Here is a 22,092-nt window from a genome sequence, read left to right as displayed (position 1 = left end):
TCGCTTGGCCTGCTTTCCGGACATGCCGGCGGTCGTGGATCAGCGCCGGTACATCGACCACAGCACAGCGCTTTGCGCGGGTCTCGGCATCGCGGCCACGTTGCGGTAGAACTTCAGTGTGGCCTCGCAACGCGCTTCTGGTTGCCGTGCCCCGAAGGCCTTGTCCGTCAATGCGCGCGACTGGTCCTTCGTCAGGTTTTGCAGGGCCACGCGCATCATCGCGTCGGCCATGTACGGATCCTGTTGCCGCGGTTTCTGCGGCGGCGAGTTCAGCAGCATCACGATCGTCTTTGTTTCCTCCTCCACGAGGACGGGGGGCAGGGCGTTCGAGGTATCGAGCGTGCCTTCGAGGAAATGCGAACAGGCTTCCACGCCGATGTTGCGTGCGGCGTTGGTCTCGGCCGCCAGCAGCTTGACGAACTCCGTCAGTGCGTCGTCGCTCGCCTGCCTCAGCAACCCAGGCATGGCCTGCTTCAGCTCGCCGCGCAAGGCGGCGCCCATCTCGGTATCGGTGCCGCCGCGCGTCTTGACCGCCCAGGCGCGTTCCGCGGCGCGATCGACCGCACCCGGAAAGCGCTGGTCGAAGGCGCGATACAGCGGAGAGGTTTTCAGGCGCGCGGCCAGCGCGTCGCGCGAGGCAACCTGCATCAGCATGCCCGGCGCCTCGCTGCGCAGTGCCACGCGCGTCAGGATGCGCGTCCGCAGCAGTTCCTCGCGGCTCGGATACCAGACGGTGTCCGCCGGCGTCGTACTGACGCGGCGCACGAAGTCTTCGGGCAGGCCAGCCTTGCGGTAGTAGTCGAGCATCGACTTCACCGCGGCGCCTTCCACGGCCGAATCCATGCCGCTGAAGCTCGCGCGGTGGAAGCCGATCTTCGCGTTCGGCGTCGCGGCGCGATCCACGCCCGCCATCAGCACATACGTGCAGGCGCTGCTGCATTCGCCTTCCACATAGGTGTTGAGGCCGCGTTGACGCACGGCCTGGGCCAGCACGCGCCCCTCGAGCAGGCGACCGCCATTCGAGTTCAGGATGAGCGTGCGCGCGGAGGGCGTGCGATCGAGCACCGTCAGCACGGTTTTCGCCGACCCTTCGCGCAGCGTGCCCCATACGATGACCGCTTCGCCATTCGGGGATGGCTTGACGTCGACCTCGCCGATGGCATCCCTGCCCATCGCCAGCGCGGCGAACTCGCGCAATTCGGGGCCGTAGGTGGTCACCATCTGCCCGACGGCCGCACACACGCCAAGCAGCACGCTGCCGCGCGCGGCATAGGCCCAGAACGTGCTGCCGCCGCGCATCGCATGGCGACCGGCGGAACGCCAGATGCCCACGAACGACCATACCCACGACAGATACACCACGCAGATCGCCAGGATGGAGAACATCGCGAGCTGGCGCAGCGAGTCGCTGACGCCGAACAGCTTGCCGAGCGCGGGCAGGGCCATGCCGAGCAGCGTGGCGACGAGGGTGCCGTTGATCCAGTAGGACACCGGCAACGGCAGCTGCCCGCGCCAGTGGCGCATGACATAGCGTCCCCGGGCCGGCGGCTCCGCGGGTTGGCTCACCGCGGCGGGTGCCGATGGGATGTCGCTGCCGATGGTGAAGACGGCATCGCGAGGCGAGATCGCGCTACTGGCCGCCAGCGCAAGGTCCTGGGTACGCCGTGAGAGTGCCCGCAGGTTCAGCACGATGAGCCCGGCAAAGATCAGGACGGGCACGGCACGCGCGACAGCCGCATTGGCCGTGGTTCCCGCTTCGCCGCGCACGAACCCTCCAAGCAGGCCCACCCCGCAGAAGCCCATCAGTACGAAGTTCGCGATCGTCGCGGTCCTGACCGCCTGCGCATTGGCGTTCTGTCCCAGCGCCTGCCGCGTAAGGAAGAGCGGCGCCAGCCAGATCGACGCGCCAAGCAGCGAGTAGATGGCACCCCCGGTGCGCCACACCTCGAATGCGGCTAGCAGGCCGATGGCCGCCACCCCGATCAGAACGGTATTCACCATCCGCATGCCGCGGACCAACATGCTCGCCCTCATGACCGACCCGTGTTTATTGTTCTATTGGGCGCTAAATCTACCCTAAACGCCCCGCGGGAGGACGATCGTTGCGCGACCACGACATACCCCACCTTCCTCCGGATTACGGCATGCCGGCGGAGTGGTAGCGCACGGTCAGAATGCCGAGCGGATGGTGCCCGCGTCCACGCGGATCGTTGCCCCGCTGATGTAGTCGGCGAAAGGGCTCGACAGGTATGCCACGGCGCCCGCGATTTCTTCCGGGCGGCCGAGGCGGCCCACGTCGTTGGGGACGAGGTCGCGGACGCAGCCGCGTTCGATGGCTTCCCACGACTCGCCCCAGTCGTATTTCGGCGCGATGGTTTCCAGCAGCGCCTTCACGGACGGGACGAGGATCGCGCCCGGTGCGACGATGTTCGAGGTCACGCCCGTGTCCTTGAGGTCGCGCGCCAGCGAGACGGCCAGATTGTGGCGCGCGGCCAGGGAGGCGTTGTAGTCCGGTTGCATGGGAATCGGCTGGCCCGCGAGGCCGCCGCCGATCTGGATGACGCGGCCCCATCCGCGGGCGCGCATCGCGGGCACCAGCCGCTGGATCATGCGGACGCCGGACAGCACGTTGACCTGATAGGTCTCCACCCAGGTTTCCGGGAGTGCCGTGGTCCAGTTCAGGTGGTGATAGTAGCCGGCGTTGTTGACGAGAATGTCGATCGCGCCGCCTTCGGTGGCCTTGGCCGCCACGGCGTCGGCGCCTTCGTCGGTGGCCAGATCGCCGAGCGCGACTTCGGCGCGCCCGCCTGCCGCGCCGATCGCGTCCGCTACCGCCCGCGCGCGCTCGGCGCTCCGCCCGTGCACGACCACCGTGGCACCCTCGGCCGCCAGCAGCTTCGCGATCGCTTCACCGAGTCCCGCGCTCGATCCCGTGACCAGCGCGCGTTTTCCTTTCAGGTTCAAGTCCATGCCATACCCTTGCATCGAAAATTTCTACTAGTGTAGAATTTCGAAGACGAAAAGTATACGGGTGTGTGATTATGAAGGCGCTAGGCAGGAAGGGTACCGCCACGCGGGAAGCCATTCTCGAATCGGCACGCAAGGTTTTCACCGAATCCGGTTACGACGCGGGCGTTCGCGAGATCGCCGAGAACGCGGGCGTCACCGCGATGCTCGTCAATCGCTATTTCGGCTCCAAGGAGCAGTTGTTCGAGGAAGTCGTGGACACGGTGCTATCGGCGCCGGGCATCCTCACGCGCGACACGTTGCGGGCGGCGCCGGACCTTGCGGCACTCTGCCACGACGTCGCGGAGGCGTTGCTCGCGCGCACGACGCCCGGGACCACGCCGATGGACGGCTTTCTAGTTCTGCTGCGCTCGTCCAACAACGCGCAGGCCACCGCCATTCTCCGCAAGAAGATCGACGCGCATTTTGCCCGGCCACTGGCGACGTTATTGCCAGGCGCCGACGCGGCTCAGCGTGCCGCGGTCTTTCTGGCCATCATCTCGGGCATCCAGCTGATGCGGCAGATCATCGACCTGCCTGCCTTGCGCGGAGCGACGCCCGGCAAACTGGGCAAACGCCTTGAAGCGCTGCTCGCCGTGGCGATCGCGCCCGATACGGAAGCGCCTCACACGATGGGATGACTTGTCAGGCGTGCGGGCTGGGGCCAAACTGACGCGTCTCTGTTGGCATGCATCCATTGAAAGGACCCTCGCCATGCAAACCAGTGCACGCAATCAATTCTCCGGCGTTGTCGGTCAGGTCACCGCGGGCGCCGTCAATGACGAAGTCACGATCAAGACCGATGGCGGCGCGGAGATCGTCGCCACGGTGACGCATGACAGCGCGACGCGTCTTGGCCTGAAGGCGGGCGCGAAGGCGTTGGCGCTGGTCAAGGCGACATCGGTGATCGTCATGGTGGGTGCGGATCCCAGCAAGGTGTCGGCGCGCAATGTCGTGGACGGCAAGGTGACAGCGCTGACGAAGGGCGCCGTCAATGCCGACGTGACCATCACCGGTTCGAACGGCCTCGTCGTCTCGGCCATCATCACCAACAGCAGCGTGGACCGCCTCGGGCTGGCCGTGGGCGCCGCCGCCGCCGCGATGTTCAAGGCCTCGAGCGTGATCATCGGCATCGACGCCTGACACTCACCGGCACGCCCCGGGGAAGGGGGGCTCCCCTACGTCAATAACTGGAGGTGCTCCACCAGGATGACCACGCCGATCGCTATCAGGATCACGCCGCCGATGGCTTCGCTCCAACGACCCAGCGCGGGGCCGACGAGGCGGCCGATCATGACGCCGAGCGTGACCATGAGCGTGGTTGCCATGCCGATGGCCCCGGCGGCGACCGCGATGTTGACGTTCACGAATGCGAGACCGACGCCGACCGCCATGGCATCGATGCTCGTGGCAAAGCCCGTGATGGCGAGATTCCAGAACGAATGGGACTGCGGCTTGTCCTCGTGCGCTTCCCCGCTGGAGAACTTCAGCATCATGCGCAGGCCGAGCACCGTCAGCAATCCGAACGCGATCCAGTGATCCCATGCGGCGATATAGTTCGACGCCGCTCTGCCAAGTGCCCAGCCCACCGCAGGCGTGATGGCTTCGATGACGCCGAAGATGACGCCCGTCTTGACGGCCTCCGAGAGCCTGGGCCGATAGAGTGCCGCCCCCTTGCCGATGGCCGCGGCGAAAGCGTCGGTGGCCATGGCGAATGCCAGCAGGATGATCGATGCCAGTGTCATGGGTAGCGAGAAGGGTAACAAAGGGGGCTGGCAACAGATGGACCAATGACTTTGCCGTTCAGTGCCAGCCCCGGCTGGTGAACGAAAAGTCAAAGGTCTCGCAGAACGGGCTTCCATTGCGGAAACCTGCCGCCGGCGCCATGGCCTGTGCGGCCAAGTGTGTTGACGCCGGCGCCTCCGTGGCGAACCTGACGGAGGCAAGCTACTCCCCTAAGACGCGTCGATGCTAACACGACGCCACCGCGCCTGCCATCGTGACCGTTTCAGCCTGTCAGCACGTCCACCAGTTCGGCGAGGCTGGAGACGGTGAGGTCAGGGCGCGCCTCTGCCGCGCCTTCCCCCGAGAGGCCGAGCAGCCGATCGGGCCGGTTGATCCAGACGCTGCGCAATCCGAGCTTGTTGGCCGGCGTGATATCGGCCCGCAGGCTTTGCCCCACGTGCAGAATTCTTTCGCGCGGCACCCCCAACCGCGCGAGGTCGCCGATACCCGTGTCGAAGTGCGGCCAGTCCGGCTTGTAGGCGCCCACGCGCTGCGCGGTGACGACCACGTCGAAGCGGACATCGAGAATCCGACATGAGCTTTCGAGCGATGCCACGTCGATATTGCTGAGCGCGCCGATGCGCACGGACTGCTGCAGCCGCACGAGCCCGTCATGGCTATCGGGGAAGGCCGGCCATGTGTGCGGGCTCAACGAAAACTGCCGGCGGCGCTCCGCGTCGGGGAGGACGCCGAAGTGCGCGCAGATCTCGTCGAAGCAGCGGTTCAGCACTTCGGGATACAGATGGGCGGGGCGCTCCTTTTGAATACGCGCCCGTGCGCCGTCGAACGCCATGACGAGCGTGCCGGCGTCGGCGGAAATACCATGTCCGGCGGCCCAGTCGAGCAGGAAGGCGGCGATGGAAGGCTCCCAATCGATCAGGGTGCCGTAGACGTCGAAGGTGATGGCGTCGAAGTCGGAAAGATGCAGCGTCGTCATGCGAAGGTTCTCAATGTGGGTCGGTCGGTAAGGCGATGTCGTTAACGATAAGCGATTATCGATAATCGGTAAAGTCGACATGTTGGTGTAGAATTCCGCCAACTGGAGACGCCCGTATGCCGCCCTCATCACAACTCGACGCCCCCGTCACGGCGATGCCGGACCGCTCGACGGCCGGCATCCTCGTGGACACCCTCCGCACCGAAATCATCCAGGGCAAGCTTCAGCCCGGGGAGCGGCTCAAGCAGGACGCCATCGCCTCGCGCTTCGGCGTGAGCCAGACCGTCGCGCGGGAGGCGTTCAAGGACCTGATCGGGGAGTGTTTCCTGGTGGCCGAACCGCGCCGCGGCGTGAGCGTGGCCCGGATGTCCGCCGAAGAAGCGGAGGAGACCACCGCGCTGCGTATACTCGTGGAAGGACAGGCGCTGGCCTGGGCCATCCCCCTGATGACCGACGCGCACCTCGATACCGCGCAACGGCTATCGAAGGAACTCGATCGCGCGAAGGATGTGGGGCAACGCATCCTGCTGAACGCGCAGTTCCACCGCACGCTGTATGCCGCCTGCGGCCGCGCCCGGACCATCGCGCTCGTGGAGACCCTGCGTCTCGGGTTCGAGCGCTACCTGCGCTTTACGTGGGAAGCGACATCGCACGTCGAGCAATCGCAGCACGAGCATCGGGAACTACTGGCGCTGTGCCGCCAGCGAAACGTCGACGCGGCGTGCGATCTGCTGCGCGCGCATATCGCCGGCACGGGCAAGCTGCTGATCGAGCGGTTGCAGGCTGATGCGTAGCGCAGGCGTCCACTGCGGTAACGCCAGCGTCCACTGCGGTAACGCCGGCGTGCACTGCGGGAGGCGACGCCACCTGGGCTAAAATCCACGCCCGACCCGCTTTCCCGCATTCCGGCCTTACGCATGGACTCGCAGCACGACACACCCGACACACCCGACACGGGCGAACCCGAGCAGATTCACGAACCGCGTCTCTGGAAAGACAAGGGCTGGACTGCGCGCGTCATCAAGAACGAAGACGGCGAAGGCTGGGCCGTCGAGATGATTCGCGATGGCAGCGCCGAGCCCGCGCTCGTCGGCCCCTGGACCATGGGCCGCAACAAGGTCGACCCGAAGCCGCTCGACGCCACCGCGCATCAGACGCTGGTAAAGACCGCCTCCGAAGTGATTCGCCGCCACGAGCAGCAGTTGCACGCGCAGCTGAACAAGCAGGTGTCGATCGAGATGGGCGATGACGTCATCTCCGTGCGCCTCTCGATCACGCCTGACGAATTCGAGCCCTTTGGCACGCTGACCGCCGTGAACGCGTTCGGCGATGTCATGGCGACCGTCAACGTGCGCCCGGACTTCCGCCTCACGCGCGAGAGCGCGGGCCGCTGGGCAGCCGACGGCTTCGGCAAGATTCGCTGAGCCGCGGCGCGGTCCCGTTCACTATCCCCCTCAGGCGGGCCGCCGCGCGAGCACCGCGTCGCGCGGCCCGGCATCGACCACGCGGCCGGCTTCGACCACAACGATGGTATCGAAGCGCGCGAGCAGGCTCGGCCGGTGGACCGAGGCGACGATGCAGGCCGTGGGAAACGCCGCGAACATGCGATCGAACACGCGTCCTTCGGATTGCGGATCGAGCGCGCTGGTGGGCTCGTCGAGCAGCAGCAGCGAGCTGCCCGCCGAGGCCAGCGCACCGCGCGACAGCGCAAGCCGCTGACGCTGTCCGCCCGAGAGATTGCTGCCACGTTCGTTGAGCGGGCTGGCCAGCCCATCGGGCATGCGCTGCAACACCTCGTCAAACACGCCCGCGTGGACCGCGGATTCCAGCGCCGCGGCGTCGGCCGGTACGCCGAACGTCAGGTTCTCTTCGACGCTGGCTTCGAACACCTCCGCTTCCTGCGGTATCAACGTGGCAAGCGTCCGTAGTTCGCTCCAGTCGCGTGGCGCGCCATCGCGCAGCAGTTCGCCTTCCTGCGGCCGATACAAGCCTGCCAGCGCGCGCAACAGCGTGCTCTTGCCGCCGCCGCTGGGGCCGATCAGGGCCACGCGCGCGCCGCGATGGAGCACCAGATCCACGCCGTACAAACCGCCGCGCGCATCGTTCGGGTAGCGCCACGTCGCGCCGCGCAAGGCCAGCGTCCGCCACGGCGCATCGGGCACGACGGCGGGCACGACCGCTTCGGGGTCGCCTGGCGCCTGCCAGATCGGTTCCGCGCTGCCGTAGTCGGTATGCATGCGCGCGAAGCTCTGGAAGTTCGTGGCCATCGCGCCGACGACGGTCGCGGCCTGTTGCGCATACTGGTAGATCATGAAGATCGTGCCCAGCAGCACGGCCTGGCCCGGCTGGCGCGACTGCAGCACGTAGACCACGACCAGAATCCACGTGAGCCCCATGCCAAGCAGATCGACGGCAAACCATTTGCCCTCGTTGACCATCACCGCACGGCGTAGCGGCGCCATGACCGCCGCCATGCGGTGGTCGAGCAACCTGCGCGACGCGGCCTGCAGACGCAGGCCAATGACGGTGCCCGCGTTGCCAACGAAGTCCAGCAACGCGGCCGCATAGCGGCGCTCGGCATCGTTCTCCGCGCGCGCCAGATGCATGAGCGTGCGGTCGAAGCGCAGGATGATCAGCGCGACGATCACGTAGCCGGTCACGGCAATCGCGCCGCTGGTGCGCGAAAGCAGCGCGAGCGCGACGATCGGGCCGACGAAGTTGAAGGCGCTCTGAAGATAACCGAACTGATTCTGCGCGAAATCCGACAGCGCTCGGCTCGACTGGACCACGCGATGCTGGAGCTCGCCCGAATGATGGCCGTCGCGCCATGCGAGCGGGGCCGACGCGATGCGCGCATAGAGCTGATCGGCGAGCCGCTCCCGCACCCGCACGCCCACATTGCGCTCGAGTACGCGTCCCGGGCCATGCAGCAGCCACGACAGCAGATAGACGCTGATGAGATAGAGAATGCATCGCCCAGCGGTTTCCATCTGGCCTTGCTGGAGCGCGTTGATGGCCTGCGCGGCGAGCCATGGCATGGTCAGCCGCAGCAATTGCGCGGCGGAGAGCAGCGCCGCCGCGCCCAGCATATGGGCCCGCACGCCCTCCGCATGCAGCCAGAGCGCGCGATACAGTTCCCGCGCGGCGCTACCGAGGCCGATGGCGCGTGGCCGGGCGGCGTCCGGTGAGAGCTTCGGGGTTTGCATTTCCGTCATGCAGTCATCCCTCCTCGTCGGGTGATTGCCGAAGGGCTCTATTGTGCAGCAAGCGTTCGCCGTCACGCGTCGTCCGACATGGCGGGCATGGTAGCCTTTCACCTTTGCAAGACGCCACCATAGACGTCGCCATGATATTCAAGGAGACACCATTGAAGCCATCGCGCAAGTACGCCGCCGCGCTGTTGATCGCCATCGCGGGGATTGCCGCCAACGCCCACGCCGCCTATCCCGACCGCCCCATCAAGCTGATTGTCCCGTTCCCGCCCGGGCAGGCCACCGACATTTTCGCGCGTGCCCTCGCGGAGAAGCTCGGCAGGCAGCTGGGCCAGTCGATCGTCGTGGAGAACCGCGCGGGCGCGGGCGGCAATATCGGCATGGAAGTCGCGGCCAAGTCCCCGGCCGATGGCTATACGCTGGTGATGGCGGGCAGTGCCATGGCCATCAACCAGACGCTCTACAAGAAGGTCAATTACGATCCGCTGCAGGACTTCGCGCCGGTGACCGGCGTGTTCTCGGTGCCGCTGGTGTTCCTCGCCACGCCGCAGTCGGGCTTCAAGTCGCTGCATGAACTGATCGCCAAGGCTAAGGCCGCGCCGGGCAAGTACAGCTATGCCAGCGCGGGCATCGGCGGTACGCAGCACCTATCCGCCGAAATGCTGAAAGCGCAGGCGGGTATCTTCATGGTGCATATCCCGTACAAAGGCAGCGGTCCCGCGCAGGCCGACTTCCTCGGTAACCAGATTCCGCTGATGGTGGACTCGGTCACGGCCGCCATGCCGCTGATCAATACGGGCAAGGCGGTGCCGCTTGCCGTCACCACCGCGAAGCGCGTGCCGCAATTGCAGGCGGTGCCGACGGTGCGCGAAGAGGGCGTACCTGGCTTCGAAGCGCTCGGCTGGGCCGTGATGATGGTCCCGGCCGGCACGCCGCCGGCCATCGTGAGTCAGCTTAATGCGGAAACGGTGAAGGCGCTGCAATCGCCGGAGCTGCACAAGTTCATCACGGACCGCGGCTCCGAGCCGATGCCGATGTCGCCTGCGGAGACTGGCAAGTTCGTCGACAGCGAGATACGCAAGTGGGCGACCGTCGTCAAGCGGTCGGGCGCCACCGCGGATTAACGCAGGGACGTCACCAGCCGTGGATCACCAGCCGTCGATCACCAGCCGTAGGTCACCAGCCGTAGAACCGAGGCCATGTCCGCACGGAGCCATCCGCGCCAACGGCCTGGTATTCGGGGTGCTGCGCGCCCGTCGCGCAGGCGTGGTTCGGCAGGATGCGCAGCTTCGTGCCGATCGGGAAGGTGTCGGCGATGGACAGATCGGGTGTGCCCGCGCGCGACACGATGCCGTGCTCCTGATTGGCACCGCTGATGACATAGCTGTCCAGGACGTCGCCGTCCTCCGAGCAGACCTGACCGTAGCCGAAGTCGCGCCGCCGGCCCTGCGTGCCGCGGTCGCGGCTCATCGCCATCCATCCCGAATCGACGATGGCCCAGCCCTTTTCCGTCTGATGTCCGATCACGGTCGTCAGCACGGACAGCGCGATGTCCGAGGTCTCGCACACGCCCACGTTGTGCATGACGAGGTCGAAGAACACGTACACGCCCGCGCGCACCTCGGTGACGCCGGCCAGCTGTTCCGCGGTCAGCGCCGTCGGCGTGGAGCCGATGCTCACCACGTCGCAGGGCAGGCCCGCCGCGCGCAGGCGTTCCGCCGCCAGCACGGTGCCCGCGCGTTCCTGCTCGGCGATCTTCACGAGCGCATCGTGCGTGTCGTAGTCGTAGCTCGAGCCCGCATGCGCCATCACGCCACCGAGCCGCATGCCGCCAGACACGAGCGCGCGACCCACGTCTAGCAGCGTGCCGCTTTCGGGTGGAATGCCCGAACGGTGGCCATCGACGTCGACTTCGATCCACACGTCGAACACTTCCCCCTGCGCCTGCCCGAACGCCGCGATGGCTTCCGCGGTCTGCACGCTGTCCGCGACGATCTTGAGGTCGCAGCCCTTGCGGCGCAGGGCCAGCGCCTGCGCGAGCTTGGTCGGCGCCATGCCGACGGCGTAGACGATGTCGCGGACCCCCGCGTCGAAGAACTGCTCGGCTTCCTTGAGCGTCGAGACGGTGATGCCCCGGGCGCCGGCGGCAATCTGCGCCTCGGCGACTTCGCGGCATTTCGTCGTCTTCACGTGCGGGCGAAACCGGACGCCGAGTGCGTCCATGCGCGACTGCATGCGCGCGATGTTGCGCTGCATGCGGTCGAGGTCGATCAGGGCGGCGGGGGTGTTGAGGTTGTCGAAGCGCATGGCGGCAGGGATCTCTTGCGAATGACGACACTATAGGCGGTCGTCGGTCCGCCGTGATTAATGCTCGGTGAATGCTTCATTTAGCGCGATTTAATGCTGCGCCACGGTGGCGGCGACATGGCCGCGCGCAACGCGTCGAGGAAGGTGCGCTGCCGCAGCGAGACGCCCGTACGCGATGGCAGCAGTGCCGTGACCGGGGCCGGCGGCAAGCTCCAGTTCGACAGCAGGCGGACGAGCCTGCCCGTGGCGATCAGTGGGGCCACATCCCACTCGGATCGCTCGACGATGCCGAGGCCCGCGAGCGCCCAGTCGGAGATGATCGTGCCGTCGTTCGAGGATAGCGTGCCCGGCACGCGGATCGTGACCGCCTTGCGCGCATCGGCCTGCCTGCCATTGCCCGGCAGGAAGCGCCAGCGCGTCACGTCTTCCTCGTTTTCGCGCAGGCACAGGCAGCTATGGCGTACGAGGTCCGATGGATGCGCGAGGTCGGCCAACCGCCGCGCATAGGCCGCGCTCGCGCACAGAATGCGCTCGTTCGGCGCGATCGGATGGGCGACCCACGACGACGACTTGAGCTTGCCGATCGTGATCAACAGATCCGCGCCAGATGCATCGGACAGCGGGCTCTCCGACAGATGCAACGAGATCTCGAGCTCCGGATGCTGGCGATGGAAGTCGCGTACGACCGGCGCGACGTGCTTCCGTCCAAAGCCGAACGGCGCCACGATGCGCAGCTTGCCGCGAATCTCGCCCTCGTCGCCCGAGATGCGTGCGGGCAGGGCTTCCATGCGGTCCAGCAGTTCGATCGCCTCCTGATGCAGGCGATGACCCTCGTCCGTCAGCGAAATGCCGCGCGACTGCCGTGCCGCCAGCCGCACGCCCAGCTTCGCCTCGATGCGCTGGAGACGAACGGTCACCGCTGGCGGCGTCAGGTCGAGCAGTTGCGCGGCGGCGGCGAGCGAAGTGGATGCGCCGACAGCGCGAATCAGGCGCAGATCGTCAAGGCTGAGCATGGCGGGACTTAAGCTGGACTAAATGCCGATGGATTCCGCCATTAAACACGAACTTGCGGTATGGAGGCCAATGCTTATCAGCGGCGACGCAGGCTCCACAGCACGAGTCCGATCGCGCTGACGCCGGCGCCGAGGGCGCAGACCCCCAGCCATCCGCCTCGCGCATACGCCATCGTGCTGCCGATCGCCCCGAGCCCGCTGCCCACGGCGTAGTACAGCATGTACAGCCCGATGAGCCTGCCCGCCGCCTCCGGGCGGTTGCGCAGGATCAGGCTCTGGTTGGTGACGTGCAGCGCCTGCGCGGCGGCATCGAGCAGCACGATGCCAAGCACGAGCGCGGCAAGCGCGATGGGCTTCGATGCACCCTCCAGGCAGGACAGAGGCCACCACGCAAGCAGCAGCACAATCAGCGCAACCGTAGTCGTGCGGGCGGAGTGCCCGCTGTCCACCCAGTGCCCCGCGCGCGCGGCGGCCAGCGCGCCGACGATGCCGACCAGACCGAAGGCGCCGACGACCGTGTGCGGAAACGAGAACGGCGGCGCGCTCAGCGGCAGGACCAGCGCGCTCCAGAAGATATTCAGCGCCGCGAAGAGTACGAGCGCGAGCAGGCCGCGCTGCCGCAGGACGCGCTCCTCTCGCAGAAGCCCGAGCATGGAAACCAAAAGGTCAGTGAAGGACGGTGCGACACGAGCCGCAGGCAGCCGGGGCAGCGATCGCCATAGCGGCACCGCGAGCGCAAGCATCAGCAATGCGGAGACGAGATAGACACCGCGCCAGCCCGCCAGGTCGCCAATGGCGCCCGAGAACACTCGGGCGCCGAGCAGCCCGATGAAGACACCGCTTTGCGCGGCGCCCACGATGCGGCCCTGTTCACGAGCCAGGTCGCCGGTGGCCGTGCTCGCGGCATACGCGATCAATCCCTGCGTCATCGCGGTGCCCAGCATGCCGACGGCGATCATGCCCGCGTAGAGCAGCGGCGTGGTGCGCGCGGCGGCCACCGCGACCAGTGCGATCGCCAGTGCCGCGAGCTGCGCCATCATCAGCCGCCGGCGGTCGAGACGATCGCCAAGCGGAACGAGGAGCACGAGCGCGAGCGCGCAGCCAATCTGCGTCATCGTGACGACGCCACCCACCGCGGCCTCGGCGATGCCGAGATCGCGCGCGATGGCGTCCAGCAGCGGCTGGGCGTAATACACGTTCGCAACGCTGAGTCCGCTTGCCACGGCAAAGAGCATCAGGAGCGCGCGCGGCATCGTCGCGCCCTCGATGGGCGGCGGAGACGGCAAGGCAGGGCAATCGTTTGGATCGGCAGGGGCGGCAGGGTGCGTCATGGCAAATCGTTCGGTGTCCAGAAGTAGTTGCAAAACGAAACTGGTTGAATGCTATGCCGACCAGTTTTAAAATGCAACCACTCCATCCCGAGCGCAGTCATGACCCGATCCCGCCCCCTCAGTGAAGACCCATGCCCCGTCGCCCGTTCGCTGGGCATCGTCGGCGACCGCTGGTCGATGCTGATCGTGCGCGATGCATTCGATGGCGTCCGGCGCTTCGGGGATTTCCAGCGCGGGCTCGGCATGGCGCGGAACATCCTGACGGATCGGCTGCAGAAGCTCGTCGAGGCGGGGATTCTCGAGACGCAGCCGGCATCGGACGGGTCGTCCTATCTCGAGTACGTGCTGACGCCCGCCGGCGAGCGGCTGTTCCCTGTCGTCGTGGCCCTGCGTCAATGGGGGGAGCGTCATCTGTTTTCGCGCGGCGAGCCCCATTCGGTGCTGATCGACAAACGCACCGGGAGGCCCGTGCCGCCCATGCAGCCGCTGGCCAAAGATGGCTCGGTGATCGCGCCAGCCGCTACCGAGGTCAGGAAGGTCGGGTGATCTCCTTTCACGAACCCGAAGACTAGTCTTCGGAAACAAGAATTCCCTTGTCTCCCGGCGTGGCCTATCGTGAACACGCCATAAAACAATACGGCGTTGCCAGCGGAACGTTGGAACCATGCCGGACAGGAGACAGGTATGACCACAGCGATGGGCGCTGCGCGCCGGGCCGCCGCATGGACGCTCCGATCGTCCTCGGTATGGAGACCGGGCCGGGTATCCACGGGGCGACTCACACATATCGCTGCGCCATATATCGCCGCGTCATATGTCGCCGCGTCATATATCGCCGCGTCATTACTGGCGCTCGCCATAGCCGGCGGCGCGCACGCGGCCTATCCCGATCGTCCGATCCGCCTGATCGTGCCCGCCGCGGCCGGCGGTACCACCGATATCGCCGCCCGGCTCGTCGGCAAGCGCATGAGCGAGATCCTCGGGCAGCCTGTCGTCGTCGATAACCGCGCGGGCGGGGCGGGCATCATCGGCTCGCAGGCGCTGCTGCAGGCGCCTGCCGACGGCTACACGCTGATGATGGGCAATATCGGCCCGAACGCGATCAACTACGCGCTGTATAAGCAGCTCCCCTACAAGCCGCAGGATTTCACGCCCATCACGCTGGTCGTGTCGGTGCCCAATGTCCTCGTGGTCCACCCGAAGGTGCCCGCGCACAACGTGGCGGAACTGGTCTCGTATGCGAAGACGCAACCGGGTCAGCTGTCGTTCGGCTCGTCGGGCACCGGGCAGTCCGTGCATCTGTCCGGGGAACTGTTCAAGAAGCGCGCGGGCCTCGACATCATCCACGTGCCGTACAAGGGCGCCGCGCCGGCCGTGGCAGACCTCGTCGCCGGACAGGTGACGATGATGGTCGACAACCTGCCAAGCTCTCTGCCGCAGATACAGGCCGGCAAGCTGCGGGCGCTGGCGGTCACCAGCGCGACGCGCGTGCCCGAGCTGCCCGACGTGCCGACGATGAAGGAGGCCGGCTACGACGACTTTCAGGTGACGGCGTGGTTCGGACTGGTGGCGCGCGCGGGAACGCCGCCTGCCGCGATCGACCAGCTGTACAAGGCCGCGTCCACGGCATTGGCCGAGCCGCAGATCAAGACCCGGCTCGCCGAACTCGGCGGTCAGGCGGGCGGCGACACGCCGCAGCATTTCGGTCAGTTCATCGATCAGGAGCGCCAGCGCTGGGCGCGCGTGGTCAAGGACACGGGCATTCCGTTGCAATAGGCGCATCGAAACTGCGTCGCGACAGCCAGAGGAGAGGACGATGACCAAGCCGATGCCAAAGCGGGAGCCAACGGAAGCAGTTCCACTGACACGGCGGCAAGCGATGCTGGCGATGGCGGCCATCGGCGCTGTCTCCGCCGCGACGATCGTGACCGTCCCGACGGCCACGGCTGCCGATGCCTGGCCCGCCAAGCCGATCCAGTTGCTGATTCCCTATCCGCCCGGCGGCAGTGCCGACCTGCTCGCGCGGCCGCTCGGCTCCAAGCTGCAGGAGAAGCTCGGCCAGCCGATCGTGCTCGACTATCGCCCCGGCGCTGGTGGCACCATCGCATCGCAGGCGCTGGCACGTAGCAAGCCGGACGGCTACACGCTCATCATGGTGCTGGCCGCGCATGCGATCAATCCGAGCCTCTATCCGAAGCTGCCCTACGACACACGCAGGGATTTCGCACCGGTCTCGCTCGTTGCCAACCTGCCGCTGATTCTGGCAGGCAGCGTGTCGCTGAAGGCGCGCACCGTGCCGGAGCTGATTGCCGCCGCGAAGGCCGCACCGGGCAAGATCACGTTCGGTTCGGCGGGCAATGGCAACACGGGTCATCTTGCCGGGGAGTTGTTCGACGCGATGGCCGGCGTGAAGATGACGCACGTGCCGTACAAGGGCAGCGCGCAGGTGGTCAACGCGATGCTGGCCGGCGATATCCAGCTGACCTTCGACAGCATTTCCACATCGATGCCCCAGATTCGCGCGGGTCGCATGACGGCGCTGGCCGTCACCAGCAGCAAGCGCGCGGCCCTGGCGCCCGACGTGCCGACGCTCGCGGAAGCCGGCGTGCCGGGCTTCGATATCAATGGCTGGTACGCGATCCTTGCGCCCGCGGGCACGCCACGCGCGATCGTGGACAAGCTCAGTACGGAGATCGCAAGCGTCCTGACGCTGCCCGATTTGCGCGCGCAGATCGCGGCGAACGGCTACGAGCCGGTGGGTTCGACGCCCGAGGCCCTCGGCGTGCATATCGACACCGAACTGGTGCGCTGGCACAAAGTGGTGCAGGAGGCCGGGGTGAAGCTGGAGTAGCCGCGTGAATTCTCGTGAAACGTTGCGCGGTTGCCGGAGGTAGTTTTCCGATAGCGCCTATGCTTGCTCCGGAGATGCTCGTCATATCGTCGATGTCGTTTGCCGGCAGTCGGGTGCCGGCGGGGAGAGCAGACATGAAGCGCCTGATATCCGTCACGTTGCTGGCCAGCGCGCTCGCGCCGGCCGCCGCACTAGCGGCCGATCCGCCCTATCAAGGTGCGCCGCGCGGCCTTACGCGCGAAGAAGTCCGCGCCGATCTCGAGGCATGGGAGAAGGCGGGCCTGCGCAATCGGTACCGTGGCGACGGCGCGCCGCCGTTCTTCGACCCTTCATTGCAGAAGCAGCTCGCCGAGTATCAGCGGCTGCGCGCCACAACGGTGCCTGCGACGGCACCGCCATCGTCGAGCGGAGGTTGATCGGCACGGGGCGGGTGACGCCTGCCGGGCTGGATTCGCATGCCGCGCTTGAGCGACGCCAGGCGCCGATGCTACATTCCCGGCTGATGTTTCCATGACGCCCCCTCAAAGTTCTGGATGCTGCGCTTCCGGATCGATGACATACGATTTGACCCGATGAAACGCATTGGCCGACGCAACCTGCCGGCAATCTCGAACCTGATCGCGTTCGCGACGACGGCCCGCCTGGGCAGCATCACGCTCGCCGCGCGCGAGATGTCCCTGACGCAGAGCGCGGTCAGCAAGCAGGTCTCGGAACTCGAATCCTTCGTCGGCCTCAAGCTCGTCGAGCGCACGCCCAACGGCGTGGTGCCGACGGTCGCGGGCAAGGAATACCTGCGGCGCGTCACGCGCATCATCGACGACCTCGACGACGCCACCGCCGACCTGATGTCGATGCGTGGCGAGGCTGGCAGCCTCAATCTGTCGGTGGTGCCCTCGTTTGCATCGTTCTGGCTGCTGCCGCGGCTTTCCGACTTCGCGAAGCACTATCCCGACATCACGCTGAACATCACGACGCGGACGGGCATTCCCGACCTCAACGAGGAAGGGCTCGACGTGGCCATCGTCACGAATGCGAATCCGCCCGCGCGCTATGGCAGCGATCTCGTGATGGGCCTGGAGTCATACCCCGTATGCGCGCCGTCGTTGCTGGACGGCAAGCAGATGCCCTCGCTGGCGGAGATCGCCGAACTGCCGTTGCTCCATCAGTCGCTGTTCCCCGAGGCATGGAGCGAGTTCTTCCGCGCCCATGGCCACGAGAAGGGGCATAGCCTCGGCGGTCCGCGTTACTCCATCCTCTCGCTCGGATTTCAGGCTGCCGTCAGCGGGCTGGGCTGCGCGCTGCTGCCCGACTACCTGACGGAGGAAGCGATCGCGCGCGGACAGCTCGTCAAGCTGTCCGATGCCTGTTTCCGTCCGCAGCAGTGCTACTACCTGCTCTATTCCCCGGACCGGACGGAAGCGCCCGGCATCGCCGCCTTCCGCCGCTGGCTGCTCGATACCGTGGCATTCCAGGGGCTTTGAATTTCTGGAATGGCCGTCTGAAAAAGGATCAATTGTTGATCCGGCGGCGCGTCTCTACAGTTTCCCTGACAGCAAACGCTGTGCAAACGGAAATCAACCTGTTGGGACGATCATGGGTTATCGAATTGGTGTGGATATTGGTGGCTCGTTCACCGATTTTGCGGTACTGAACGAGGAAACGCTACAGGTCCAGGCGCTGAAGGTGTTCTCCCGCCCGGATGAGCCGGGCGCGGAAGTCATCACCGGCGTGAAGACGCTGACCGAGCGCTACGGCATCGATCCGGCGGAAGTCACCTACTTCACGCACGGCACGACGGTCGGCGTCAACGCGGTCATCCAGCGCAAGGGCCTCAAGCTCGCGCTGTTCACCACGGAAGGCTTCTGCGACGTACTGGAACTTGGCCGCCTGAAGCTGCCCAGCATGTTCAACCTGCTGTCGAAGCGTCCCGCGCCGCTGGTGCCGCGCGAGATGGTGTTCGGCATCAAGGAACGTCTGTTCCGCGACGGCGAAGTCGATGAGCCGCTCGACCTCGACAGCGTGGCGGAAGCGCTCGCGCTGGCGAAGCAGGCCGGCGCCGAAGGCGTGGTCGTGTCGTTCCTGCATTCGTATCGCAATGCCGCGCACGAGCAGGCCGCATGCGATCTGATCAAGAGCCTCGCACCGGAAATGCCCGTGTTCAGCTCGGCCAAGATCTGGCCGATCGTGCGCGAATTCGAGCGCACCACCACGGCGATCATCAACGGTTATGTGCAGCCGCGCGTCGAGCATTACCTGTCGTCGTTCCAGCGCGCGCTGAAGCAGGCCGGCGTGCAGCCCGAGCCGCGCGTGACCAAGTCGAACGGCGGTGTGATGACCGCCGAGCAGGCCAAGCGCGAATGCGTGCAGATGATCCTGTCGGGCACCGCATCGGGCGTGATTGGCGCCGCGTTCGTCGCGAAGGAATGCGACGTGCCGGAGTGCATGAGCCTCGATATCGGCGGCACCAGCGCGGACGTGGCGCTGATCGTAAACGGCGAGCCGCAATATGGCATCGGCGAGTACATCGGCGAACATCAGATCTTTATTCCATCGGTGTCGGTGACGTCGATCGGCGACGGCGGCGGTTCGATTGCATGGGTAGACTCGCTCGGCGTGCTGAAGGTGGGCCCGGACAGCGCGGGCTCTAGCCCCGGCCCCGCATGCTTCGGTCGCGGCGGCGAGCGCCCGACCATCACCGACGCGTTCGCGGTCTGCGGCATCGTCGGCCAGGGCGAAATCGGCTTCAACGCGGTCAAGGTGGACATCGAGCGCGCGCGGACCGCCGTGGGCACGCTCGCGACGCAGCTGAACCAGACCGTGGAAGAAACGGCGGAAGCGATCATCAACATCGCGGTGTCGGGCATGTTCGCCAAGGTCAGCGGCCTGGTGACGCGTTTCGGCGTGGACCCGCGTTCGATGGCCATGCTGCCGTTCGGCGGCGCGGGCCCGATGATGGGCGCGCTGCTGGCACGCGAACTCGAGATGACCGAGATCATCGTGCCGCTGGTGCCGGGCGTGCTGAGCGCGATGGGCGGCCTGATCGCCGACCTCAAGAACGATTTCATCAAGACGGTGTACGAGGACCTCGAACCCGAGACCGTCGGCATCCTGCAGACCGAATACCGCCGCCTGCGCCGCACCGCTATCAACTGGCTGCGCGAGGAGCAGGACTACCGCGGGGAAGAGCAGTACGTGTACACGGCGGACATGCGCTATCGCGGCCAGTCGTACGAGATCGAGGCGACGATCGACGAGCAGGCCATCGAGTCCGGCGACTATGCCGCGATTCGCCAGGCCTTCCACGACGCGCATGAAAAGCTCTACGGCCACAGCGATCCGGAAGCATCGATCCAGATCGTGAGCCTGCGTCTGGTGGTCAGCGGCAAGACGCCGCAGCCGAACATGCCGCGCATCGCGGAGGGCACCGGCAGCCCCGATCCGGTCAAGACGGTGGAAGTGTGGTCGGACGGCGCGCGCCGCAAGACCCCGGTGTATCGCCGCGCGGAGCTGCGCGCACAGCAAACGTTCCCGGGCCCGGCGATCGTCACGCAAGACGACACGACCACCTTCGTTCCGCAGCATATGCAAGTTCGCGTGGACGCGTTCGGCAACCTGCGCATCACGTCCAACCCGGCTCAACAGGATTAAACGATGAAACTCAATCGAGCAACGCTTCAGATTCTCGCCGACTACTGCGCGGCGGCGACCGAGGTGATGGCGTACACGGTGATGCGCACCGCGCACTCCTCGTTCGTCAAGGAAACGGAGGACTTCACGACGCAACTGGTGACGCCGGGTGGCGAGACCTTCGCGTCGCCGAAGGGCCTCGGCGCGACGTGGTACACGGGCATTAACTACTCAGGCGTGCTGCCGCTGGTGAAGGACTACCGCGAGGGCGACATCTGCCTGACCAACGATCCGTACAGCGGCTTCGTGGCCACGCATACGCCGGACATCCACATGTGGAAGCCGGTGTTCCATGAGGGTGAACTGGTCTGCTTCGTGGCCGGCCACGTGCACAACACCGACGTTGGCGGCGCGGTGCCCGCATCGCTGTCGCGATCGCTGAATGAAGTGCATCAGGAAGGCATCCGCATTCCGCCGACCAAGCTCGTCGAAGGCGGCAAGTTCAACGACGACGTGCTGAACATCCTGCTGCTGAACGTGCGGACGCCCGACCAGAACTGGGGCGACCTGAAGGCGCATATCGCCGCGATGAACTCGGGCGAGCGCCGCATTCACGAGATCATCCGCCGCTTCGGCGTGGAGGTGTTCAAGACCGCGCAGACGGAACTGCTTGACTACGCCGAGCGCCAGGCCCGCGAGGTCGTGCGCGATATTCCCGACGGCGAGTACTTCTTCGCGGACTATGCCGACGAGGACTCCGTGAACGGCTACCCGTGCCGCATCGCGGTCACGCTGACCGTGAAGGGCGATGCACTGACGATGGACTTTACCGGCAGCGATCCGCAGCTGGCTTCGTCGCTGAACATGCCGACGGGCGGTCATCCGCAACACGCGCTGGTGACGCCCGCGCTGATCTACACGCTGGCCACGCTGAACGAGCACCTCGTGCTCAACGCCGGTACGTCGCGTGTCGTGAACGCCATCCTGCCGCGCGGCACGGTGATGAATGCAGAGGCCCCGGCCGCCTGCGGCATGCGCAGCCTGACCGTGGCGGTGTCGCAGCTGGCCGTGCTTGGCGCGTTCCAGCAGGCCCTGCCAGAGCGCCTCGCGGCCGCACCGGCCGGCAGCGCATCGCTGATGAACGTCAAGACCAACGATCGTCGTGGCCGCCTGATCATGGCGTCCATCGGGCCGATCAGCGGCGGCGGTGGCGGTTCGGTGTCGGACGACGGCGCCGAGGGTAGCGGCGGCAATCGCTCGTTCCTCAAAAACACGCCCGTCGAAATGATCGAAACCGAAGTGCCCATCAAGGTCATGAAGTACGGCCTGGTGCGCGACTCGGGCGGCGCGGGCCGGTATCGCGGCGGCCTCGGCATGGTCATGGAGTTCAAGGTGTTCTCGCCGAACTCCGTGGTGACCGCGCGTAACCGCAACCGCACGCGCTTCAGCACCTGGGGCGTGCTCGGCGGCAACGCCGGCGGCAATTCGCAGTTCCTGCGCAACCCGGGCCAGCCGAACGAGGTCGATCTCGTGAACTCCGACGTTGTCAGCTGCATGCCGGGCGACGTGCTCCGCATCATCGGTCCGGGCGGCGGGGGTTATGGCGATCCGTTCGAACGCTGCGTGCATGCGGTGGCGCGCGACGTCGCGGCGGGGTTCGTGAGCCGCGAGGCCGCGCGCGCGGTGTACGGTGTCGAGCTCACTGACGACCTGTCGGTGAACGAAAGCGAGACGCGTGTGCTGCGTGCCGCCCGCCCGCTGTGGAAGGACGGTGCCCACTTCAGCTATGGCGAGAAGCGCGATGCGTTCGAGGCCGTCTGGACGCGCGGCCGCTACGATGCGCTGACGAAGATTCTCGCGCAGGTGCCCATCACATGGCGCCATTACGTGAAGAATTCGATCTTCACTGCCATCGGAGAAGAGGTAGGTGTCACCGCCGAGGATGGCGGCGCCGCCAAGGTCAATGCAGCCTATGCCGAGCTGGCGAAGCGCCATTCGGATCTGCCGACGCTAACGTTCTAGG

The 22,092-nt window shown here is 66.4% G+C and carries 20 protein-coding genes and 1 riboswitch; of the genes, 12 read left to right on the top strand and 8 right to left on the bottom strand.

Features of this window, described 5'->3' with window-relative positions; translation table 11 throughout:
• Window positions 1–39 precede the first annotated feature (39 nt).
• Entirely contained in the window at window positions 40–2,001 is a 1,962-nt protein-coding gene (locus KHP16_RS17775; protein WP_211960781.1) for a COG3904 family protein, read from the bottom strand.
• 168 nt (window positions 2,002–2,169) lie between these two features.
• Window positions 2,170–2,970 (bottom strand): SDR family NAD(P)-dependent oxidoreductase, encoded by an 801-nt coding sequence (locus tag KHP16_RS17770; protein ID WP_211960780.1) that lies wholly within the window; start codon window positions 2,968–2,970, stop codon window positions 2,170–2,172.
• A 71-nt stretch (window positions 2,971–3,041) separates the two neighbouring features.
• Between KHP16_RS17770 and KHP16_RS17765 the strand changes: the two genes are divergently transcribed.
• On the top strand, window positions 3,042–3,647 hold the full coding sequence (locus tag KHP16_RS17765; protein ID WP_115955121.1) for a TetR/AcrR family transcriptional regulator: 606 nt from the start codon (window positions 3,042–3,044) through the stop codon (window positions 3,645–3,647).
• Between the two features lie 73 nt (window positions 3,648–3,720).
• Entirely contained in the window at window positions 3,721–4,149 is a 429-nt protein-coding gene (locus tag KHP16_RS17760) for a TOBE domain-containing protein (RefSeq protein ID WP_115955119.1), read from the top strand.
• A gap of 35 nt (window positions 4,150–4,184) precedes the next feature.
• On the opposite strand, the gene KHP16_RS17755 is transcribed toward KHP16_RS17760, so the two are convergent.
• Entirely contained in the window at window positions 4,185–4,751 is a 567-nt protein-coding gene (locus tag KHP16_RS17755) for a manganese efflux pump MntP (RefSeq protein ID WP_211960779.1), read from the bottom strand.
• A gap of 72 nt (window positions 4,752–4,823) precedes the next feature.
• Window positions 4,824–4,974: riboswitch (yybP-ykoY riboswitch) on the bottom strand.
• Between the two features lie 40 nt (window positions 4,975–5,014).
• On the bottom strand, window positions 5,015–5,728 hold the full coding sequence (locus tag KHP16_RS17750) for an HAD-IA family hydrolase (RefSeq protein WP_211960778.1): 714 nt from the start codon (window positions 5,726–5,728) through the stop codon (window positions 5,015–5,017).
• Window positions 5,729–5,844: 116 nt separating this feature from the next.
• Here KHP16_RS17750 and KHP16_RS17745 point away from each other — a divergent pair, with 116 nt between their 5' ends.
• Window positions 5,845–6,522, top strand: coding sequence for a GntR family transcriptional regulator (locus KHP16_RS17745; protein ID WP_121492800.1), 678 nt, complete (start codon window positions 5,845–5,847; stop codon window positions 6,520–6,522).
• Window positions 6,523–6,645: 123 nt separating this feature from the next.
• The gene (locus KHP16_RS17740; RefSeq protein WP_211960777.1) at window positions 6,646–7,152 is read left to right on the top strand and encodes a hypothetical protein; all 507 of its coding nucleotides are present in this window, start codon (window positions 6,646–6,648) and stop codon (window positions 7,150–7,152) included.
• A gap of 30 nt (window positions 7,153–7,182) precedes the next feature.
• Here the strand turns inward: KHP16_RS17740 and KHP16_RS17735 are convergent, their stop codons facing one another.
• Window positions 7,183–8,943: an ABC transporter ATP-binding protein gene (locus KHP16_RS17735; protein ID WP_244835859.1), complete on the bottom strand. Its 1,761-nt coding sequence runs from the start codon at window positions 8,941–8,943 to the stop codon at window positions 7,183–7,185.
• 131 nt (window positions 8,944–9,074) lie between these two features.
• Here KHP16_RS17735 and KHP16_RS17730 point away from each other — a divergent pair, with 131 nt between their 5' ends.
• Window positions 9,075–10,064 (top strand): tripartite tricarboxylate transporter substrate binding protein, encoded by a 990-nt coding sequence (locus tag KHP16_RS17730; protein WP_121492799.1) that lies wholly within the window; start codon window positions 9,075–9,077, stop codon window positions 10,062–10,064.
• Window positions 10,065–10,116: 52 nt separating this feature from the next.
• On the opposite strand, the gene KHP16_RS17725 is transcribed toward KHP16_RS17730, so the two are convergent.
• The 3 genes from KHP16_RS17725 to KHP16_RS17715 form a co-directional block, all read right to left on the bottom strand.
• Complete coding sequence (locus tag KHP16_RS17725) at window positions 10,117–11,247, bottom strand: DSD1 family PLP-dependent enzyme (protein WP_211960776.1); 1,131 nt, start codon at window positions 11,245–11,247, stop codon at window positions 10,117–10,119.
• An 80-nt stretch (window positions 11,248–11,327) separates the two neighbouring features.
• Window positions 11,328–12,260, bottom strand: coding sequence for a LysR substrate-binding domain-containing protein (locus KHP16_RS17720; RefSeq protein WP_211960775.1), 933 nt, complete (start codon window positions 12,258–12,260; stop codon window positions 11,328–11,330).
• Window positions 12,261–12,337: 77 nt separating this feature from the next.
• Window positions 12,338–13,591: an MFS transporter gene (locus KHP16_RS17715; protein ID WP_415831223.1), complete on the bottom strand. Its 1,254-nt coding sequence runs from the start codon at window positions 13,589–13,591 to the stop codon at window positions 12,338–12,340.
• Window positions 13,592–13,690: 99 nt separating this feature from the next.
• On the opposite strand from KHP16_RS17715, the gene KHP16_RS17710 reads away from it, so the two are divergent.
• From KHP16_RS17710 to KHP16_RS17680, 7 genes are all read left to right on the top strand, one after another.
• Window positions 13,691–14,137, top strand: coding sequence for a winged helix-turn-helix transcriptional regulator (locus tag KHP16_RS17710; protein ID WP_115955107.1), 447 nt, complete (start codon window positions 13,691–13,693; stop codon window positions 14,135–14,137).
• Window positions 14,138–14,275: 138 nt separating this feature from the next.
• A complete protein-coding gene (locus KHP16_RS17705) occupies window positions 14,276–15,367 on the top strand; it encodes a Bug family tripartite tricarboxylate transporter substrate binding protein (protein WP_244835855.1) in 1,092 nt (363 codons plus the stop codon).
• 112 nt (window positions 15,368–15,479) lie between these two features.
• On the top strand, window positions 15,480–16,442 hold the full coding sequence (locus tag KHP16_RS17700) for a tripartite tricarboxylate transporter substrate binding protein (RefSeq protein WP_211960958.1): 963 nt from the start codon (window positions 15,480–15,482) through the stop codon (window positions 16,440–16,442).
• Between the two features lie 134 nt (window positions 16,443–16,576).
• Window positions 16,577–16,858, top strand: a complete 282-nt coding sequence (locus KHP16_RS17695) for a DUF4148 domain-containing protein (RefSeq protein WP_211960774.1) — start codon at window positions 16,577–16,579, stop codon at window positions 16,856–16,858.
• A 156-nt stretch (window positions 16,859–17,014) separates the two neighbouring features.
• Window positions 17,015–17,923 (top strand): LysR family transcriptional regulator, encoded by a 909-nt coding sequence (locus KHP16_RS17690; protein WP_167468516.1) that lies wholly within the window; start codon window positions 17,015–17,017, stop codon window positions 17,921–17,923.
• 112 nt (window positions 17,924–18,035) lie between these two features.
• Window positions 18,036–20,090: a hydantoinase/oxoprolinase family protein gene (locus KHP16_RS17685; RefSeq protein ID WP_211960773.1), complete on the top strand. Its 2,055-nt coding sequence runs from the start codon at window positions 18,036–18,038 to the stop codon at window positions 20,088–20,090.
• Window positions 20,091–20,093: 3 nt separating this feature from the next.
• A complete protein-coding gene (locus KHP16_RS17680; protein WP_211960772.1) occupies window positions 20,094–22,091 on the top strand; it encodes a hydantoinase B/oxoprolinase family protein in 1,998 nt (665 codons plus the stop codon).
• Window position 22,092 lies beyond the last annotated feature (1 nt).

This window comes from Cupriavidus plantarum (assembly GCF_905397285.1).
Classification (GTDB): Bacteria; Pseudomonadota; Gammaproteobacteria; order Burkholderiales; family Burkholderiaceae; genus Cupriavidus; species Cupriavidus plantarum.
The sequence above is the reverse complement of the archived record's forward strand: the minus strand, read 5'-3'. Positions and strand labels throughout refer to the sequence as shown.

Coding starts and splice junctions, on each gene's coding strand:
- KHP16_RS17705 (WP_244835855.1), top strand. CDS start 14,276: ATGACCACAGCGATGGGCGCTGCGCGCCGGGCCGCCGCATGGACGCTC.
- KHP16_RS17750 (WP_211960778.1), bottom strand. CDS start 5,728: ATGACGACGCTGCATCTTTCCGACTTCGACGCCATCACCTTCGACGTC.
- KHP16_RS17775 (WP_211960781.1), bottom strand. CDS start 2,001: ATGGTGAATACCGTTCTGATCGGGGTGGCGGCCATCGGCCTGCTAGCC.
- KHP16_RS17695 (WP_211960774.1), top strand. CDS start 16,577: ATGAAGCGCCTGATATCCGTCACGTTGCTGGCCAGCGCGCTCGCGCCG.
- KHP16_RS17755 (WP_211960779.1), bottom strand. CDS start 4,751: ATGACACTGGCATCGATCATCCTGCTGGCATTCGCCATGGCCACCGAC.
- KHP16_RS17725 (WP_211960776.1), bottom strand. CDS start 11,247: ATGCGCTTCGACAACCTCAACACCCCCGCCGCCCTGATCGACCTCGAC.
- KHP16_RS17680 (WP_211960772.1), top strand. CDS start 20,094: ATGAAACTCAATCGAGCAACGCTTCAGATTCTCGCCGACTACTGCGCG.
- KHP16_RS17765 (WP_115955121.1), top strand. CDS start 3,042: ATGAAGGCGCTAGGCAGGAAGGGTACCGCCACGCGGGAAGCCATTCTC.
- KHP16_RS17730 (WP_121492799.1), top strand. CDS start 9,075: ATGATATTCAAGGAGACACCATTGAAGCCATCGCGCAAGTACGCCGCC.
- KHP16_RS17700 (WP_211960958.1), top strand. CDS start 15,480: ATGGCGGCCATCGGCGCTGTCTCCGCCGCGACGATCGTGACCGTCCCG.
- KHP16_RS17735 (WP_244835859.1), bottom strand. CDS start 8,943: ATGACGGAAATGCAAACCCCGAAGCTCTCACCGGACGCCGCCCGGCCA.
- KHP16_RS17770 (WP_211960780.1), bottom strand. CDS start 2,970: ATGGACTTGAACCTGAAAGGAAAACGCGCGCTGGTCACGGGATCGAGC.
- KHP16_RS17710 (WP_115955107.1), top strand. CDS start 13,691: ATGACCCGATCCCGCCCCCTCAGTGAAGACCCATGCCCCGTCGCCCGT.
- KHP16_RS17760 (WP_115955119.1), top strand. CDS start 3,721: ATGCAAACCAGTGCACGCAATCAATTCTCCGGCGTTGTCGGTCAGGTC.
- KHP16_RS17740 (WP_211960777.1), top strand. CDS start 6,646: ATGGACTCGCAGCACGACACACCCGACACACCCGACACGGGCGAACCC.
- KHP16_RS17715 (WP_415831223.1), bottom strand. CDS start 13,591: ATGACGCACCCTGCCGCCCCTGCCGATCCAAACGATTGCCCTGCCTTG.
- KHP16_RS17685 (WP_211960773.1), top strand. CDS start 18,036: ATGGGTTATCGAATTGGTGTGGATATTGGTGGCTCGTTCACCGATTTT.
- KHP16_RS17745 (WP_121492800.1), top strand. CDS start 5,845: ATGCCGCCCTCATCACAACTCGACGCCCCCGTCACGGCGATGCCGGAC.
- KHP16_RS17720 (WP_211960775.1), bottom strand. CDS start 12,260: ATGCTCAGCCTTGACGATCTGCGCCTGATTCGCGCTGTCGGCGCATCC.
- KHP16_RS17690 (WP_167468516.1), top strand. CDS start 17,015: ATGAAACGCATTGGCCGACGCAACCTGCCGGCAATCTCGAACCTGATC.